The organism is Blautia sp. MSJ-19 (assembly GCF_018918125.1).
Lineage (GTDB): Bacteria > Bacillota > Clostridia > Lachnospirales > Lachnospiraceae > Blautia_A.
The window spans coordinates 111,518-126,246 of sequence record NZ_JAHLQA010000003.1 but is presented as its reverse complement, the minus strand read 5'-3'; the positions used below and the strand labels follow the sequence as shown (position 1 = coordinate 126,246).

Genomic DNA, 14,729 nt, shown 5'->3' with positions numbered 1-14,729 from the left:
TGGTGAAAAAACATTCTGTTCAAAAGTGTAGGAGGATGCAATATGAGTGAAAAAAGAATGAACAATATAACTATGGCAATAAACATTAACTTAAGTCAAGTACTTGATATGACTTATATTTATGAACGCGTATCTGCAATGTGTATGATGCTTGACTTGCGTTGTCCTGTTATTTTGACTAATCAGCGTCTGCCACTGGGAATAAACTCCATTTGGATTAGATCAAAAAATGATTTATTTCGGATGATCGTTGTATCAGATCGACTTGACGAAGAGGAAACCATTGAGCTTATTATGTCTGAGATTTCAAACAAAACACACAAATATGTGCGGGTAGTTGATGAGAGATTTGGATTGTATACGGATGTTTCTGATATGACAATGTATTATGAGACGATTTCAGAACTTGCAAAATCACTTCAAGTTAAATGTCCTGTATTAACGATAACGCGTCATGTACCGGATAATGTTTCGAGTACTTTGAAGAATTCTGGCGGAATTGCGTGGAATGATGTGAGTGGAAAGAATACATTCACAATATCATTGTATGAAGAAAATATAGCAGGTAGAACAGAGGAAGAAAAGTTCTTTTATGTGATGGAGATACTTGCACATGAGATGCGACACGTGTATCAGCATGAACATGACTCAGTAAAATTGTTTAAAAATTATCGAACAGATCTTCCGTTTGAACGGTATTATTTACAGCCGGCAGAACTTGATGCAGCTGCATATGCATATTGTGTACTTAGAGATGTTTGCGGTCTGATGTTGTTTAGAATCAGAAAATTTTCTCCTGAAGTAAAGAATGCAATCAGAGAAAAAAGCGAACAAATGCATCCGACATACTCATTTGGCTTAAAAACTATTGGTGCAATATTATCAGAAACACCAAGAGAAAATTTAATTGCTGTTTAAACAATCTTTTTTGAAATTACTGGGGAGCTTCTCAATTCAAAAGGAGGCTCCTCAGACAACAAGAAGAATATGAGAATCTATGATAGAAGGTGTTGCGATGAAAAAAAAGAAAGTAAAATTGAATAAAAAACAGCAGCAGGCAGTAGATCTGATTCTGTCAGGAGTTAATGTATTCTTGACTGGTGATGCCGGAACCGGAAAGACAACAGTAATTCAACAGTCTGTTAAGGCATTGGAAAAAGATGGAAAGAATGTGCTGATCGCAGCGACAACAGGAGTTGCAGCTGATAATATTGGTATGGGTGCCGTAACAGTACATAAGGCATTTGGACTCGGTATCGAATTTGAAAAGTACAAAGATGCTCCAGGCTTTCGATCTTCTTACTTACAGGAAGCGGATGTTGTAATTATTGATGAGATTGGCATGTGCAGATTTGATTTGTTTTCTGCAATAACTAAAAATATAATTGCAGAGAATAACAAAAGATTAGAACCTGGATATTCATGTAATGGAAAAAAGAAAAATGCTGTACAGCTTATTGTTGTAGGTGATTTTTTCCAGCTTCCACCAGTTATAAAAAAAGAAGATCGAGAAATTTTGGTGGAAATGTACGGAACAGAATATGAACAAGGGGAAACATGCGAGCGTGGATATGCATTTTTTTCAAAGGTGTGGAAAGAAATGAAGTTTCATTGCGTAAAGTTGGAAGAAGTTTGCCGACAGAAAGATGCAGAATTTCTTGGGATTTTGAATGACATAAAATATGGCAGGAATCTTCAGAATGTGATTGCTTATCTGGAAAGCAATCAGAGCAGTGAGCTGATTGAAGAAGCACCTTATCTTGTTGGAACAAATGCGAAGGCAGATAAAATCAATCAGGCACACATGAGAGCTTTGGATGAAAAAACAGAAAAGAAATTTTGTGCGATTATTGAGGGCGATGTGACTTATGAGGATATTAAAAATATAAGTTTTGCGAAACAGTCCCTGGTAGTAAATATTGGGGCTAAAGTGATGCTCACCGCAAATGATGCAAATGGCGAGTTTGTGAATGGCACCATGGGCACAATAATTGATATCAGCAAAGAAAGAGGAGACGCAACCTGTATACAAGTTCTTACAGATAAGGGAAAGAAGGTAGATGTATACAGGTATGAACGAGAAATTGAAAGGCAGGATGTAGAAGAACGCGAAGAAAAAGGCGAAAATGGTGAAACTGTTACTGTAAAAAAGATAGTCAGAAAAATAGTAGGATCCTTTAAACAGTTCCCAATTAAAATTGCATGGGCGATGAGTATCCATAAGTCTCAGGGACAGACATTTGGTCAAGTTAACATTGATCCTCGATGTTGGGACTCTGGACAGTTTTATGTGGCAGTTTCAAGAGCAGAGTCTGTAGCGGGAATCCGCTTTATGGAGCCTATACGAAAACAGTATATTCGGACATTATCAGATGAAGTGATTAAGATTTTGAGAGAGAGCTTGTATTCGATAATATAATAAAAAGCATAATTATTTCGGGTGGGTAGAGTATCCGGCATTTCAGAAACTCTTGGAAGGGTGTATCAAGAAGATTTCCTGACCTAGAAATAGTTATGCTTTTGTTTTATAGATATAAGGTGTGTATGGATTTAAAGTTGTTGGTTCAATTATGGATACGTTCCCAGAAATTAACGTGAATCTCGCTCCAATTTGTACAAAAATTAATAGAAATGGTGTTGACATCAGTATATGACTAGAGTAAAATTAAGGAAAAGAAACGGGTTTGTTACCGTACGGCTATTGCCTAGGCGGGGTGCTCGTTTCTTTTTTTATTTGTAAAAATTTAGTTGTTGATTAAAAAGCTGCATGTTACAATAAACTTATAAATATTTATAGTCAGAAATGAAATGTTTGCACATGTGTTTTCCTATATGAATCTGATTGAACAGTGGGGCAGGGATATTCCAAGGAGTATTGAGAAAGTAAAAGCTGCCGGATTGAGGGAGTCAGAGTTTATTGGAGGCGAAGTTGATTTGCGTATCAATATCTAGTTAGGTAGGTTGATGATACTGTTAACCTATGACTATAACACTGCCGTTAAAACGCCGGGAAAGTGCCGATAAAGTGCCGATAAAGTGCCGATAAAGTGCCGGATAAAGGGCAGGAGCAGTCTTGCTGGATTTGGTTAAAGGTGGATGGTTGAAAAAAGAAGGCATGGCACGAAGCACGATTTACGTAAGAAATACGGAAGAGAGATAAGGTGGCATGGCCATAGACAAAATAATATAAATCTTCCCAAACTTGAGGAAGATTTCAAAAAAATAAATGGAGTAGAATTATGTTGAGCGTGTATCTAGGAAAAATGGACGAGGCAGTTTATTACCCACCAGTTTATTTTGATAATCGTTATGAGGAAGAATGGATCATGGACAAGCGGTCTATTGAAATTATTCAGGATGTGGACAAATCCGATGTAGTAAGTGCGCATCTGATTGAAAGCCCGGTTCTTGGCCCTATTTCGCCTAAAGAATTATCAGGAGGCGTAAAGACAATCCTATTGATGTTATTTGATGAGACTGGAAGAATTTTTAATGCATCAGCGTGTGGGGATAACTGTGCAAAATGGATCTTGAAAATTGCTGAAAGTAAGGATTTGACAATTAATCTCAGACATATTATGGAATTCGGAGATGATGAATTTGAGATGAAAATTCTGAATACCGGAGAAGTAGTTCATAATATGTTGGAGTTTGTCAGCGTTGCAGGATTGTATGTATAAGGTGACAGTGTATGAAAGGATTGCATAAGGTTATTGTACAAAATAACAGATTACACTATGAGTTTGAGATAAAGCGAAATATTACAATTATTCAGGGTAATAGTGCCACTGGAAAAACGACCTTGATTAATATGCTGCGGCAGGCAGAAAATCTGGGAGCTGATAGTGGAGTTGATGTGAGCTGTGATGTTCCATGCAGGGTTTTGGAAGGCAGAAACTGGAAGGTAATACTTAAGAGTATTTCAAAGAGCATTATTTTTATTGATGAGGAAAATACTTTTATCAACACAGAGGAATTTGCTTCTGCAATTCAGAATTCAGATAATTATTATGTGCTGATTACCAGAGAAAATTTATATAATCTGCCTTATAGTGTAGAGGAAATATATGGTCTGCATTCTTCGGGAAAATATCAGAATACACGAAAAGTATACCAGCAGATGTACAGGATATATTCTGACGAAAATGTTTTGCCAATAAAACCGGAGAAAATAATTGTTGAAGATTCAAATTCAGGATATGATTTTTTTCATTCGGTAAGTGAAGAGCAGGATTTGGAGTGCGAAAGTGCACATGGGAAGACAAAAATTTTTGATTTGCTTCAAAAAGCAGGCGACAAGCAGATATGTGTAATTGCAGATGGAGCTGCCATTGGAGCAGAAATGAACCGGTTATATAAACAATGCCAGGCCAAAAAGAATATTCATCTGTATTTACCGGAGTCCTTTGAATGGATTATTTTGAATTCAGGGTTACTTAAAGAAAATGTGATTCGTGAAATTCTACAAGCTCCGGAAGAACATATTGAGAGCAGTGCTTTCTTCAGCTGGGAGAGATACTTTACAAAATTATTGATTGAGCAAACTGAAGGGACATATCTGAAATACAAAAAGTCCAGATTGAATAAAGTTTATCTTCATGAAAAGAATAAAGACACTATCTTAAAAAGTATAAAGGGAATAAAATTTAAAAGTTATTAAAAATGGGAAAATTAGGACTTAATACTTATATGTTTTTTATTAGACGTGAAAAAACCTGTGACTTACCTGTGACAACGGAAAAAACGGTAGCGGAAACCTCCTTTCTATGCGGGTTTAGGGGTAAGGGTGAAAGTTCGAATCCTCTAACGCACGCTAATAAAAAACGGGGTAGAGCAGTAGGCTCTATCCCGTTTTTTGTTCGAGTCCGGGTCGGACTCGAACGGGTTCGATCTACATTTCATTTCGGTCGCTGCTAAACGCGTGCCACTGGCACGCAGCAGCCTCTAACGCACGCTATGGCGAAAGGCTGGAAACCTTGAAAAATCAATGGTTTCCGGCTTTTTTTGTGCTTGTTGATTTGAGTTCGAACCTGTGACTTCCTGTGACAAGGAAATTTTGGGTGAAATCAGCTGGCAAATGCCTTTTCCATGATACTCAGACTTTCTTCCGGAGTCAGTGGATTGTAGATATACCCTAATGTTGTTGCGGTGTTGCTGTGGCCAAGGCAGGCACGAATCTGATCAAGGGGAAGACCGGCTGCGTTCAGGCGACTTGCGTAAGTTTTCCGGCAATGGTATCTGTGCACACAGAAGTTTTGGGCATTATATAAGGTGCCTTTGTGATACCAGTCAGAAAGGCGATGGGCTTTGACTTCTTTTGATATGGTAGTAGGGTCCTTGCATAAGAACTTAGCTATGTCTTTAAAGGTTGCTCCTTTATTCAATTCATTTTCAATGTAAATACGGTTTTCAAGTGTAAGATGTTTCTGGTTTCCTGGTATATATTTACTCATGATTTCTCCTTCTACTGCTGTCAGAAGGAAAGATAATCGTAACATTTTTGTATGAAAGAGTAAATATCAACTGCGCAGGGGTAAATTCCACCGCATAAGTGGGCGGTGGAATTTAAATAAAAAATTTAGGAAAGTGCTGATTGTATGGAAATGAGATTGCAGAGCTTGCTTGAGCGTGGTAAAATATATAATCATATCTGTATTGAATAAAATCTGAAATTGAGTTACTTAAAAAGTGACGTTGATAAAAATCCAAAAGAGAGTAAAGAATGAATGAAATAGGATATCATGGAACCTGTTCAAAACATAAAGACAGTATAGAAAGCAATGGATTTGATCCTGCGAAATGTAACTATCGTGCTGATCATTGGTTGGGACAGGGAGTATATTTTTTGGACGATTATGAGAAAGCATTATGGTGGTCTGCAACAGCTGCTTTGCATAATAACGATTTTGGAAGAGTGATTTTTAAGGCAACTATAGAAGCTCCGGATGAAGAAGTATTGGATTTGGATGATAATAAACAACTGGATGCATTTTTTACTGAGGTTATCCAATGCATAGATGAAATAGAAAAAAGTTGTTCTGGAAATATGCCTGTATTTGATGATAAAAATTTTCGTGCTCTTTTCTTTGATTATTATAAGCAAAAAAAGAATATTGCTGTTATTACCAGAACATTTCGGAAAGATTATGCAGGTTATACAACACGAAGAAACAAGAAGGATAAAGAATTACAGAAGAAAATAATGAATATTACAGGCCTTGGATTTAATGAACGTCAAATTTGTGTTTCAAAAAAAGAATGTATTAAATCAACAAAGCTAATATATAATGAAGAAGAAGAGGTGATTTAATGTTAGATAAAGAATTGTTCTTTTCATTGTGCGAGAAGTATAATGTTGAATTGAGTAAAACTGCTAAAACTCCTATGATAAGAGATGCAGAGGGAGTGCATGCAATTACAGAGGAAGATGTAAAACAGATTTTGACGCCGCCTCAGAAGTATTTTGATTATTCGAATAACAACATTAATACAAGCAATGTAAAGCCAGAGTTTGATTTTATGGATGATTACGCAACTGCATGCTAGGAGAAAAAATATGGAAGTCAGATCTAAATATGAAAGTGCTCTTATTTTAGACAAAATTGAAATTATAGAAAGTAGTTTTAGAAAAAAAGATGGATCGTTAGATGATCTGGAGTTAGGAGTTCAGGTTGATCATAGTTTGAATAAAATCGGTGATGATAAGTTTGAACTTATTCTTACAACTAAAGTTGCAGATCAAGATGAAAAAGTATGTGTTTGGGTAAAAGGAAGAGCAATATTTAATACTCAGCAGGAAAACATGAGTATTCTTGAAAGAAATGCTATTGCTATTCTGTTCCCATATATTAGAAGCTATATTTCTACCATAACAACTCAGCCGGGAATGGCACCTATCTTATTACCGGCAATGAATATTGTTGCGATGCTGAATGATCAAAAGAAAAATTAACAGAAATGCTGTTGACATCAGTATATGGCTTATAGTACTCTTGAAAAAGAAAGAAACGGGTTTGTTACCGTACGGCTATTGCCTAGGCGGGAGTGCTCGTTTCTTTTTTTATTTATAAAAAATTCAGTTGTTGACCTAAAATCTGCATGCTACAATAAACTTATAGATATTTATAATCAGAAATAAAGCACTTGCGCATGTGTTTTTTATTACTGTTAATCTTAATGACTATAACACTGCCGTTAAATCGCCGGGAAAGTGCCGGATATTAACGAAAAATGCCAAATAGTGCCGATGAAGTGCCGGATACTACAGGAAAAGTGCCGGATAGTGCCGATAAAGTGTCAGATACTACAGATAAGGCGCCAGATAATTTGCAGGAGATCTCTAAATATGTATTGGAAAAAGGATTCATTGTTCATTACAACCGCTAAGGCAGTTGAGAGTTTGGGAGTAAAATATCGTAGAGCAAGAGCAGTTTTACTGAGCATGGTTGAGAGCGGCTGGTTGAAAAAAGAAGGTGTTTCGCGAAGTACGATTTATGTAAGAAATAAGGAAGAACATCTTTTAAAGGTAAGCGCTTAATTCTTGGGTAACTATACATTTACCATTTTGCAGTTCATTATGAGCAGTAAACGTGCCCTAGGGCGTTCCATGGATGAATGGAAAATGTTAAAGATATGTTTTTAAATATGTATCCGATTTATGTAATGTTCCAATAACGCAAAAAACGCTCCGCGGGGATGCATTTGGAATATGTCTGCTAAAGCAGACTGCATCTAGCGCGAGTATTCCGGGTGATTTTACACCGCAATTCCAGAGAATGGAAACCGCCGTTCCGATATAAAGGAAACCAAAATATCGCGAGATTATCAGACTTGCAAGTCTGAATCTCAGCCAAACAAACATCGCGCTTAGCTGCGGTGTATCCAAGAAAACAGTCAATAAGGTTTTAAAAGCTGCCAGAGAAAAAATCTGGCAGTCGATGATATACAAAAGGAGTCGATCATATAGAAATTGATCTTTTAATCACGGAATTGTATGAAATGGTTCATATAAGCGTAATACTAATTTAAGTCAATAAAACGAGTAAAATCAGATGGTCTGAATTATGATAATTTCTAAATGAGTCAATGCAAATTAAAATCTGAAGGACGAGCAGAGGGAAGACTCGAAGAAAGAATGAGTTCTATGAGAAACATAATGGAAAAGTGATAAAACACAGGAAGTGTGTACAAACAGGCATTGGCGCATTTAGTGCTAATGTCCATTTTGTGATAAAGATCTTTATTAGATTTATCAACAGGACGTGTCATAATAGGACTATCTTAGATAACGAGCAAGGGAGCATAAAATATGAACAGTATTTTTCACAGAATCAGTGTAAGAAAATATGAAGACAGACCGGTAGAAAAGGAAAAAATCATGGAGATTCTGAGAGCGGGAATGCAGGCACCGAGTGCATGCAACCAGCAGCCATGGGAATTTTATGTGGTGACTGATAAAGAAAAAATCCAGAAATTATCCAAAGTAACACCATACACCGGCTGTGCAGCAGGGGCACCGGTGGTCATTGTTTCTGTATATCATACAGAAGGGCTTGTTGCACCATCTTTTGCACAGATTGACATGGCGATCGCACAGCAGAATATCTGGCTGGAAACAGATGCGCAGGGTCTCGGTGGTGTATGGTTTGGGATTGCACCAGTGGAAGATCGTATGGAAGAGGTGCACAAGCTTCTGGAACTTCCGGAAAATATAAAGGTATTTTCCATGTTTGCACTGGGCTATCCGGCGGAAACAAGACCTCAGCAGAATCGATTTGTGCCTGAAAGAATACATTTCATTGAAAAATAATACAAATAAAAAAGAAGGAGAAAATTTATGCAGGATATTTTAGTTGTGGTAGATATGCAGAATGATTTTATTGATGGTGCTCTTGGAACAAAAGAGGCTGTCGCAATCGTGCCCAAAGTAGAAGAAAAGATTCGAAATTTTAAAGGAACAGTTCTTTTTACACGAGATACTCATGAAACATGGTACCTGGATACGCAGGAGGGAAAGAAACTTCCGGTACCACACTGCATTCGGGATACAGAAGGCTGGCAGATCAGAAGTGAACTGGACAGTCTCAGAAAAACGGAACCGATTGATAAAGAAACCTTTGGTTCTACAGACCTGGCAGATGATCTGGTGGCAATGAACATTGATGATGAGATTGGAAGCATTACATTTGTTGGTCTTTGTACAGATATCTGCGTGATTTCCAATGCGCTTCTGGTGAAAGCAGCTCTTCCGGAAGTTCCCATCATAGTAGATGCTGCATGCTGTGCAGGAGTGACACCAGAAAGTCATGAGAATGCACTGAATGCTATGAAAATGTGCCAGATAGATATTGTCAGATAAAAATTAAACAGAATAAATCAACACAAGAGGAAAATTTATAAGATTACAGAATTCGGCACGAAAATTCTGGAACTCAAGTGGGCAGGATGGGCGGGAGATAAGTAAGTCTGTTGCAGGTCCACGAAAATTGAAGTGCTGAATGACTATGGGAGGAGTAAGTAACTGCAGGGTCCACAAAAATTAAAGCTTCAGATGACCAGGGAAAGAGTAAGTCAGATAGAAGTCCACAAACTTCCTGCAAATGGGTTGGTATGTGGTAGAGTAAGTGTCCTGTGAGTCATTGGAAGCAGTAAAATTGGATGGTTCATACATGAGTAACGTTAATTTAAGTCACTAAAATGATCAAAATCAGATGATCCAAATTTTAGTAATTCCCAAACGAGTCAATGTGAACTAAGTATCTCGTAAATAGTTGCAGGTATTTAGATGAAATGCAGATGTTCCTTCCACAATTCTTTGAAGAGTGCTTCTGCGGTCCAGAATATATTGTGTGGGGTAATGACTGCCTTTAAAGGAACACTGGGAGTACCGGTCTTTTTATAATCTGCCAGGAAGGCATCTATCTGCGTGGAATCTATTCCGGAAAAAACCATCATTTCCAGAGGAAAGTCCGGACCGTTATAGCCAGCTTTTTCTCTGGAAAATCCCTGAATCTCAGCCAGTGCACCAAGTTTTTGATTATAATCTCTACGGGAGATTTCCTTTACCTGGATTTGATTTCTTTGAGCGGTAGTACGAACTGCCCTCATTTTTTCTTTTCCAAGTCCGAAAGTTAATATGATCTGTGCCATTTATTCCATCCTTTTTGTTCTGAAATCAATAATGAAAATTCTTTATAAGTATTTTATAACATCTTTATATGTAATAGCAACAGGAAATATTGCGTTCTCTTCCAGGCACAGCAGGGGTTACTGTGATCGGAATGAACAGTTACCAGTAAGAAACTTTCTGTATACCATTTGCCAATCATAACAATTGTAATTTCAGGTATTTCAGTGTAAGATATCCATATCTTAAGGAAAGTGAAAAGAAAACATGAGTGATAAATTTGTAGTATGTATTGGAAAAGGCGGGCAGCGGGATCAGGCAGAATCTTTTGCACGAAAGACAGAGAGCCAGATTGCTGATAAACCAGGAAAAAATCTGACAGTTTTGTTTGATTCCAAAGGAGTTTCCCTGACCGGATATGGACTGACCTATCAGGGTGATTTTGAGAATATGCTCCACAGAGTTACCAACGGACGTTTGCAGCATGAAATGCTGGTGCGTGCGGCGAAGTCGGAAAAAGAAGATCGTAAGGCGATTGATGCAACTGCCGGTATGGGTGAAGATGCCTTTCTCCTGGCTGCACAGGGATACGAAGTCACGTTGTACGAGCAGAATCCTGTAGTTGCAGTTCTATTGAAAGATGCACTGCGCCGTGCGAAGAAACATCCGGTACTGAAAGAAATTGCGGCCCGAATGAAACTGGTTAAAGGGGACAGTGTAGAATGTATGTCAAAACTGTTGGATCCGGTAGATGTAATCTATCTTGATCCCATGTTTCCGGCGAGACAGAAATCCAGTCTGATCAACAAAAAACTTCAGTTGATTCAGAAACTCGAGCCACCGTGCTCCGAAGAAACTGATCTCTTCGATGCAGCAATCAAAGCAGGTCCGGAAAAGATTATCGTGAAGCGTCCTCTGAAAAGCGAATTCCTCGCCGGAAGAAAACCTTCCTACACGCTAAATGGCAAGGCAATCCGCTACGACTGTTACACCCTGTAAAGTTACAAAATTATGATTAACTTTTTTATGGCTGTTATCTTGTTATTCAGAAGATGCAGCCATATTTGTTCTGCAAAAAAATTATTAGCAAACTTTCAATAATCAGTAGCTTTTGTCAGACAAAAACGCTATACTGGATTTATAAAAAACAGGGAGGTTTTTGCTATGCAGGAAGTATATGTTGAATCTTTTGACGGAACAAAATTGTTTTTCAACAAAGAACTGGTTGAGAATGCCAGAGCTGCGATCGTTATTGTTCACGGACTTTGTGAGCATCAGGGACGTTACGATTATTTCGCGGAGAAACTTCATCAGGCAGGAATCAGCACTTATCGCTTCGACCACAGAGGACACGGCAGGTCTGAGGGTGAGAGAACGTATTACAGCGATTTCAATGAAATCCTCGACGACACCAATGTATTTGTAGACCTTGCCATCAAAGAAAATCCGGATATCCCGGTATTTCTCCTCGGTCACAGCATGGGCGGCTACACGGTTTCTCTCTACGGAGCCAAATATCCGGACAAAAAACTCCGCGGCATTATCACCAGTGGGGCACTGGTCAGGGACAACGGCAAACTGATCACATCCGTAGACCGAAATCTGGATCCACATATGAAACTGCCGAATGAACTGGGTTCAGGGGTGTGCTCGGTCAAAGAAGTCGTAGACTGGTACGGCAAAGATCCATACAACACCAGCACTTTTACAACAGGACTTTGCTACAGCATCTGTGATGGTCTGGACTGGTTTGCTGACAAGATGAAAGAGTTTGCATATCCGGTTTTTATGATGCACGGTGAGAAGGACGGCCTTGTAAGCGTTCAGGATACCATGGATTTCTTTGCAACAGCAGCTTCCAAAGATCGTCAGATGAAGATTTACGGAGGACTTTTCCATGAGATCCTTAATGAATACTGCCGTGATGAAGTCATAGCAGATGTGATTGCATGGATGGAGCACAGAATCTGAACAGGCAAAGATAAACTTTGTTTTCTGTTATAAGGCTTCAGGTCTGGGTATAGTATATAAAAAATAGAAGTTCACTCATACTTCAGGTATTATGATACTGTTAAAGTGGAATAATACCTGAAGTATTTTTTTGAGATATATAAACAGTATTTCCAGGATAACTATCCTTTTGGATAGTTGTATCTGGATTGTAAATTGACTACAATATTTACACAATCATCTGAAAGCTAAGGAGGGTAATATGCAAAAGATAGTCAAATTTACGGATGACAAATACATATGCCCGCAAAAAGCGATTCGCAAATTTCGTTCTGCGAAAAAACTTCGGACACCATTGTATCTGTATGGAGTTACCGGAATCGGTAAAACTTCGCTGGTCATGCATAACCTTAATATGAAGCACTGTCTGTATTACAGCGCATCGGAGACAAGTGCAGATCAGATAAAAATAAAAGAACAGACAGCAGAATACACAGTAATCCTGGATGATCTTCAATGTGTCACAGATTCGACAGAGCGAGAACATTATTTTGAAATTATCCGCAATCTACTGATGCTTGACCAGGTGTGGCTTATTTTGATTGCAAGATGTCCGTTTCCGAGGTGGCTTCTGCCACTTCGCACCAAATACATATTTGCTGAAATAGAAGAAAATGATTTCCTTTTTACAATCGATGAGCAGATCGCATATCTGGAACAGTATCACTTACAGCTTCCCCGCGAAGAACATCAGAGCGCGTGGAATGTGGGTGGCGGGAATCCTCTGTCCCTGCTCTTTTTTGCTATGGAAAAAGGAAATCTGGAACTGACAAAAAGGAAGCAGTGGGATTATCTCGAAACACATGTGTACGATCAGTGGGATCTGGAACTGCAGGAATTTTTTATGGACATTTCTATTGTGGAGACTTTTAATGTCAGTCTTGCATCCATGCTCACAGGACGAGGAGATGTGGAAAAACTGATCTTTCGGGCAGAAGAAGTCGGAAATTTTTTTGATATAAGAGGTGTAAATGGAATCTGGAAATGTAGATGGCCCATGCGGAAATCCATGCAGCAGAGATTACACAGAAAACGTACCCTTGATCAGATTAACCATTTGTATTATACAGCCGGGTTGTATTATGAACTGGAAGGACAATTGCCGGAAGCTCTTACAATGTATGAAAAATATAATGATACAGGAAGCATTTCCAGATTGCTGATCTCTAATGCACGCAAAAATCCTTCGAGTGGACATTATTATGAGCTGCGCAGGTATTATCTGGAACTGCCGGAGGAGATTATTTCCGGAAGTCCGGTGCTTATGGCAGGTATCAGCTTGCTGCAGTCTATGTTAATGAATATAGAAGAAAGTGAACGCTGGTATCATACGTTGGAAAAATTTGCACAGGAGCACACGGGAAGTCTCGGAAAAGAAGCACGCAGCCAACTTCTGTATCTGAAGATCGCACTTCCACACAGGGGGAGCGTTGATATGATCGATCTGTTGAAAAATGCAGATATTCTGATTCACAGCAAAAAAGCAGTTCTGCCGGAACTTTCGGTAACCAGCAATCTTCCATCTTTGATGAATGGTGGAAAAGATTTCTGTGAATGGAGTAAACGAGACAAAGAACTGGCCTTCAGCATTGGAAAACCAGTAGAATTTGTTCTTGGAAAATATGGAAAAGGGCTGGTCTCTCTTGCACTTGCAGAAAGTTATCTTGAAAAAGGAAAAGACATTTTTGAAATCTTTTCCCGGGCGGAACGGGGCAGGATGGATGCAGACAGAGGCGGAAAGCTGGAGCAGGTATTTGTAGGAGTCGGGATTCTGGCCTGGCTGTCTGTTCTGAAAAGTGATGCAGATGGGGCAGCTTCTTCCCTGAAAGTATTCCGGGAGCGTGCAGAAAAGGAAGCTCCGAATCTTCTGCCAAACATTGATGCATTTATCTGCCGGATACATCTGTATCAGGCAAAAGATGTTTCTGAATGGATGAAGCAGGCACCGGATGAAAATGGTGAATTCTGTACAATGGATCGTTTCTGCTATCTCACGAAGGCGCGGGTGTATATTTCTATGGAAAAACTGGAAAATGCGTATTGTCTGCTACAGCAGATTCTGCATTATGCGGAGATTATGAAACGTACTTACATACATATAGAAGGAAAGATCCTTCTTGCAATCGTTCAGTACAGGTTAGAGCAGGAAGAATGGAAAGAAACTCTTCAGGAATGTATCAGTCAGGCAGAATCGTATCATTTTATCAGGATCTTCAGCAGAGAAGGACCGGCACTGATGCCGATGTTTGAAAAAAAGAAATTCATCTGGAAAGATCAGGAGTTTCGCGCGCAGGTTCTGGCAGAGAGTAAGCAGATGGCGAAAACATATCCTTCGTATCTGAATGCAGATTCAAAAAATAACGTAGCCCTTGGGGAAAATGCACTTCGCATACTGTGGCTGCAGTCAGAGGGAATGTCCTCCGGTGATATTGCAAAAGAGCTCAAAATTTCAGAGGCAACTGTGAAGTATCATAACAAAGAAACATATCGGAAACTTGGAGTCAGAAATAAAGCAGCCGCAATTGCAGAAGCAAAGAAACGCAGACTGATCTGAAACGGAGGACATATTTGAAGCAGGCTGCTGCGAATGCAG

At 38.9% G+C, this 14,729-nt stretch carries 15 protein-coding genes and 1 pseudogene; 14 read left to right on the top strand and 2 right to left on the bottom strand.

Annotated elements, in window-relative coordinates; genetic code table 11:
- Positions 1-42 precede the first annotated feature (42 nt).
- The 5 genes from KQI91_RS01340 to KQI91_RS01320 all read left to right on the top strand — a co-directional run bounded on the left by KQI91_RS01340 (position 43) and on the right by KQI91_RS01320 (position 4,660).
- Positions 43-918 (top strand): hypothetical protein, encoded by an 876-nt coding sequence (locus tag KQI91_RS01340; protein WP_216391084.1) that lies wholly within the window; start codon positions 43-45, stop codon positions 916-918.
- A 97-nt stretch (positions 919-1,015) separates the two neighbouring features.
- Positions 1,016-2,419 (top strand): ATP-dependent DNA helicase, encoded by a 1,404-nt coding sequence (locus KQI91_RS01335; RefSeq protein WP_216391083.1) that lies wholly within the window; start codon positions 1,016-1,018, stop codon positions 2,417-2,419.
- 413 nt (positions 2,420-2,832) lie between these two features.
- Positions 2,833-2,952, top strand: a complete 120-nt coding sequence (locus tag KQI91_RS16245) for a hypothetical protein (RefSeq protein ID WP_334300687.1) — start codon at positions 2,833-2,835, stop codon at positions 2,950-2,952.
- 287 nt (positions 2,953-3,239) lie between these two features.
- Positions 3,240-3,680, top strand: coding sequence for a DUF4869 domain-containing protein (locus KQI91_RS01325; RefSeq protein ID WP_216391081.1), 441 nt, complete (start codon positions 3,240-3,242; stop codon positions 3,678-3,680).
- Positions 3,681-3,691: 11 nt separating this feature from the next.
- Positions 3,692-4,660 carry a translation initiation factor 2 gene (locus KQI91_RS01320; protein ID WP_216391080.1) on the top strand — a complete coding sequence of 323 codons (969 nt, stop codon included), beginning with the start codon at positions 3,692-3,694 and terminating at the stop codon, positions 4,658-4,660.
- Between the two features lie 553 nt (positions 4,661-5,213).
- Here KQI91_RS01320 and KQI91_RS16445 read toward each other — a convergent pair.
- A pseudogene (locus KQI91_RS16445) lies at positions 5,214-5,453 on the bottom strand (helix-turn-helix domain-containing protein); the annotation flags it as partial.
- Positions 5,454-5,722: 269 nt separating this feature from the next.
- Here KQI91_RS16445 and KQI91_RS01305 point away from each other — a divergent pair.
- The 6 genes from KQI91_RS01305 (at position 5,723) to KQI91_RS01280 (ending at position 9,358) form a co-directional block, all read left to right on the top strand.
- Positions 5,723-6,310, top strand: coding sequence for a hypothetical protein (locus KQI91_RS01305; protein WP_216391079.1), 588 nt, complete (start codon positions 5,723-5,725; stop codon positions 6,308-6,310).
- Positions 6,310-6,546 (top strand): hypothetical protein, encoded by a 237-nt coding sequence (locus KQI91_RS01300; protein WP_005424066.1) that lies wholly within the window; start codon positions 6,310-6,312, stop codon positions 6,544-6,546. The genes KQI91_RS01305 and KQI91_RS01300 overlap by 1 nt, the downstream gene beginning before the upstream one ends.
- A gap of 10 nt (positions 6,547-6,556) precedes the next feature.
- Entirely contained in the window at positions 6,557-6,952 is a 396-nt protein-coding gene (locus KQI91_RS01295) for a protein-export chaperone SecB (protein ID WP_015543171.1), read from the top strand.
- 393 nt (positions 6,953-7,345) lie between these two features.
- Positions 7,346-7,537: a hypothetical protein gene (locus KQI91_RS01290; RefSeq protein WP_216391078.1), complete on the top strand. Its 192-nt coding sequence runs from the start codon at positions 7,346-7,348 to the stop codon at positions 7,535-7,537.
- A gap of 771 nt (positions 7,538-8,308) precedes the next feature.
- The gene (locus KQI91_RS01285) at positions 8,309-8,809 is read left to right on the top strand and encodes a nitroreductase family protein (protein ID WP_216391077.1); all 501 of its coding nucleotides are present in this window, start codon (positions 8,309-8,311) and stop codon (positions 8,807-8,809) included.
- A gap of 27 nt (positions 8,810-8,836) precedes the next feature.
- Positions 8,837-9,358 carry a cysteine hydrolase family protein gene (locus tag KQI91_RS01280; RefSeq protein ID WP_216391076.1) on the top strand — a complete coding sequence of 174 codons (522 nt, stop codon included), beginning with the start codon at positions 8,837-8,839 and terminating at the stop codon, positions 9,356-9,358.
- Between the two features lie 422 nt (positions 9,359-9,780).
- Here KQI91_RS01280 and KQI91_RS01275 read toward each other — a convergent pair whose 3' ends face one another.
- Positions 9,781-10,149: a DUF3783 domain-containing protein gene (locus tag KQI91_RS01275; RefSeq protein ID WP_216391075.1), complete on the bottom strand. Its 369-nt coding sequence runs from the start codon at positions 10,147-10,149 to the stop codon at positions 9,781-9,783.
- A 244-nt stretch (positions 10,150-10,393) separates the two neighbouring features.
- On the opposite strand from KQI91_RS01275, the gene KQI91_RS01270 reads away from it, so the two are divergent.
- The 3 genes from KQI91_RS01270 to KQI91_RS01260 all read left to right on the top strand — a co-directional run bounded on the left by KQI91_RS01270 (position 10,394) and on the right by KQI91_RS01260 (position 14,690).
- Positions 10,394-11,125, top strand: a complete 732-nt coding sequence (locus KQI91_RS01270) for a class I SAM-dependent methyltransferase (RefSeq protein WP_216391074.1) — start codon at positions 10,394-10,396, stop codon at positions 11,123-11,125.
- A 165-nt stretch (positions 11,126-11,290) separates the two neighbouring features.
- Positions 11,291-12,097: an alpha/beta hydrolase gene (locus KQI91_RS01265; RefSeq protein ID WP_216391073.1), complete on the top strand. Its 807-nt coding sequence runs from the start codon at positions 11,291-11,293 to the stop codon at positions 12,095-12,097.
- A 241-nt stretch (positions 12,098-12,338) separates the two neighbouring features.
- Positions 12,339-14,690 carry a LuxR C-terminal-related transcriptional regulator gene (locus tag KQI91_RS01260; protein WP_216391072.1) on the top strand — a complete coding sequence of 784 codons (2,352 nt, stop codon included), beginning with the start codon at positions 12,339-12,341 and terminating at the stop codon, positions 14,688-14,690.
- Positions 14,691-14,729 lie beyond the last annotated feature (39 nt).

Coding starts and splice junctions, on each gene's coding strand:
- KQI91_RS01290 (WP_216391078.1), top strand. CDS start 7,346: ATGTATTGGAAAAAGGATTCATTGTTCATTACAACCGCTAAGGCAGTT.
- KQI91_RS01305 (WP_216391079.1), top strand. CDS start 5,723: ATGAATGAAATAGGATATCATGGAACCTGTTCAAAACATAAAGACAGT.
- KQI91_RS01320 (WP_216391080.1), top strand. CDS start 3,692: ATGAAAGGATTGCATAAGGTTATTGTACAAAATAACAGATTACACTAT.
- KQI91_RS01325 (WP_216391081.1), top strand. CDS start 3,240: ATGTTGAGCGTGTATCTAGGAAAAATGGACGAGGCAGTTTATTACCCA.
- KQI91_RS01280 (WP_216391076.1), top strand. CDS start 8,837: ATGCAGGATATTTTAGTTGTGGTAGATATGCAGAATGATTTTATTGAT.
- KQI91_RS01260 (WP_216391072.1), top strand. CDS start 12,339: ATGCAAAAGATAGTCAAATTTACGGATGACAAATACATATGCCCGCAA.
- KQI91_RS01295 (WP_015543171.1), top strand. CDS start 6,557: ATGGAAGTCAGATCTAAATATGAAAGTGCTCTTATTTTAGACAAAATT.
- KQI91_RS01335 (WP_216391083.1), top strand. CDS start 1,016: ATGAAAAAAAAGAAAGTAAAATTGAATAAAAAACAGCAGCAGGCAGTA.
- KQI91_RS01340 (WP_216391084.1), top strand. CDS start 43: ATGAGTGAAAAAAGAATGAACAATATAACTATGGCAATAAACATTAAC.
- KQI91_RS01300 (WP_005424066.1), top strand. CDS start 6,310: ATGTTAGATAAAGAATTGTTCTTTTCATTGTGCGAGAAGTATAATGTT.
- KQI91_RS01285 (WP_216391077.1), top strand. CDS start 8,309: ATGAACAGTATTTTTCACAGAATCAGTGTAAGAAAATATGAAGACAGA.
- KQI91_RS01275 (WP_216391075.1), bottom strand. CDS start 10,149: ATGGCACAGATCATATTAACTTTCGGACTTGGAAAAGAAAAAATGAGG.
- KQI91_RS01265 (WP_216391073.1), top strand. CDS start 11,291: ATGCAGGAAGTATATGTTGAATCTTTTGACGGAACAAAATTGTTTTTC.
- KQI91_RS01270 (WP_216391074.1), top strand. CDS start 10,394: ATGAGTGATAAATTTGTAGTATGTATTGGAAAAGGCGGGCAGCGGGAT.
- KQI91_RS16245 (WP_334300687.1), top strand. CDS start 2,833: ATGAATCTGATTGAACAGTGGGGCAGGGATATTCCAAGGAGTATTGAG.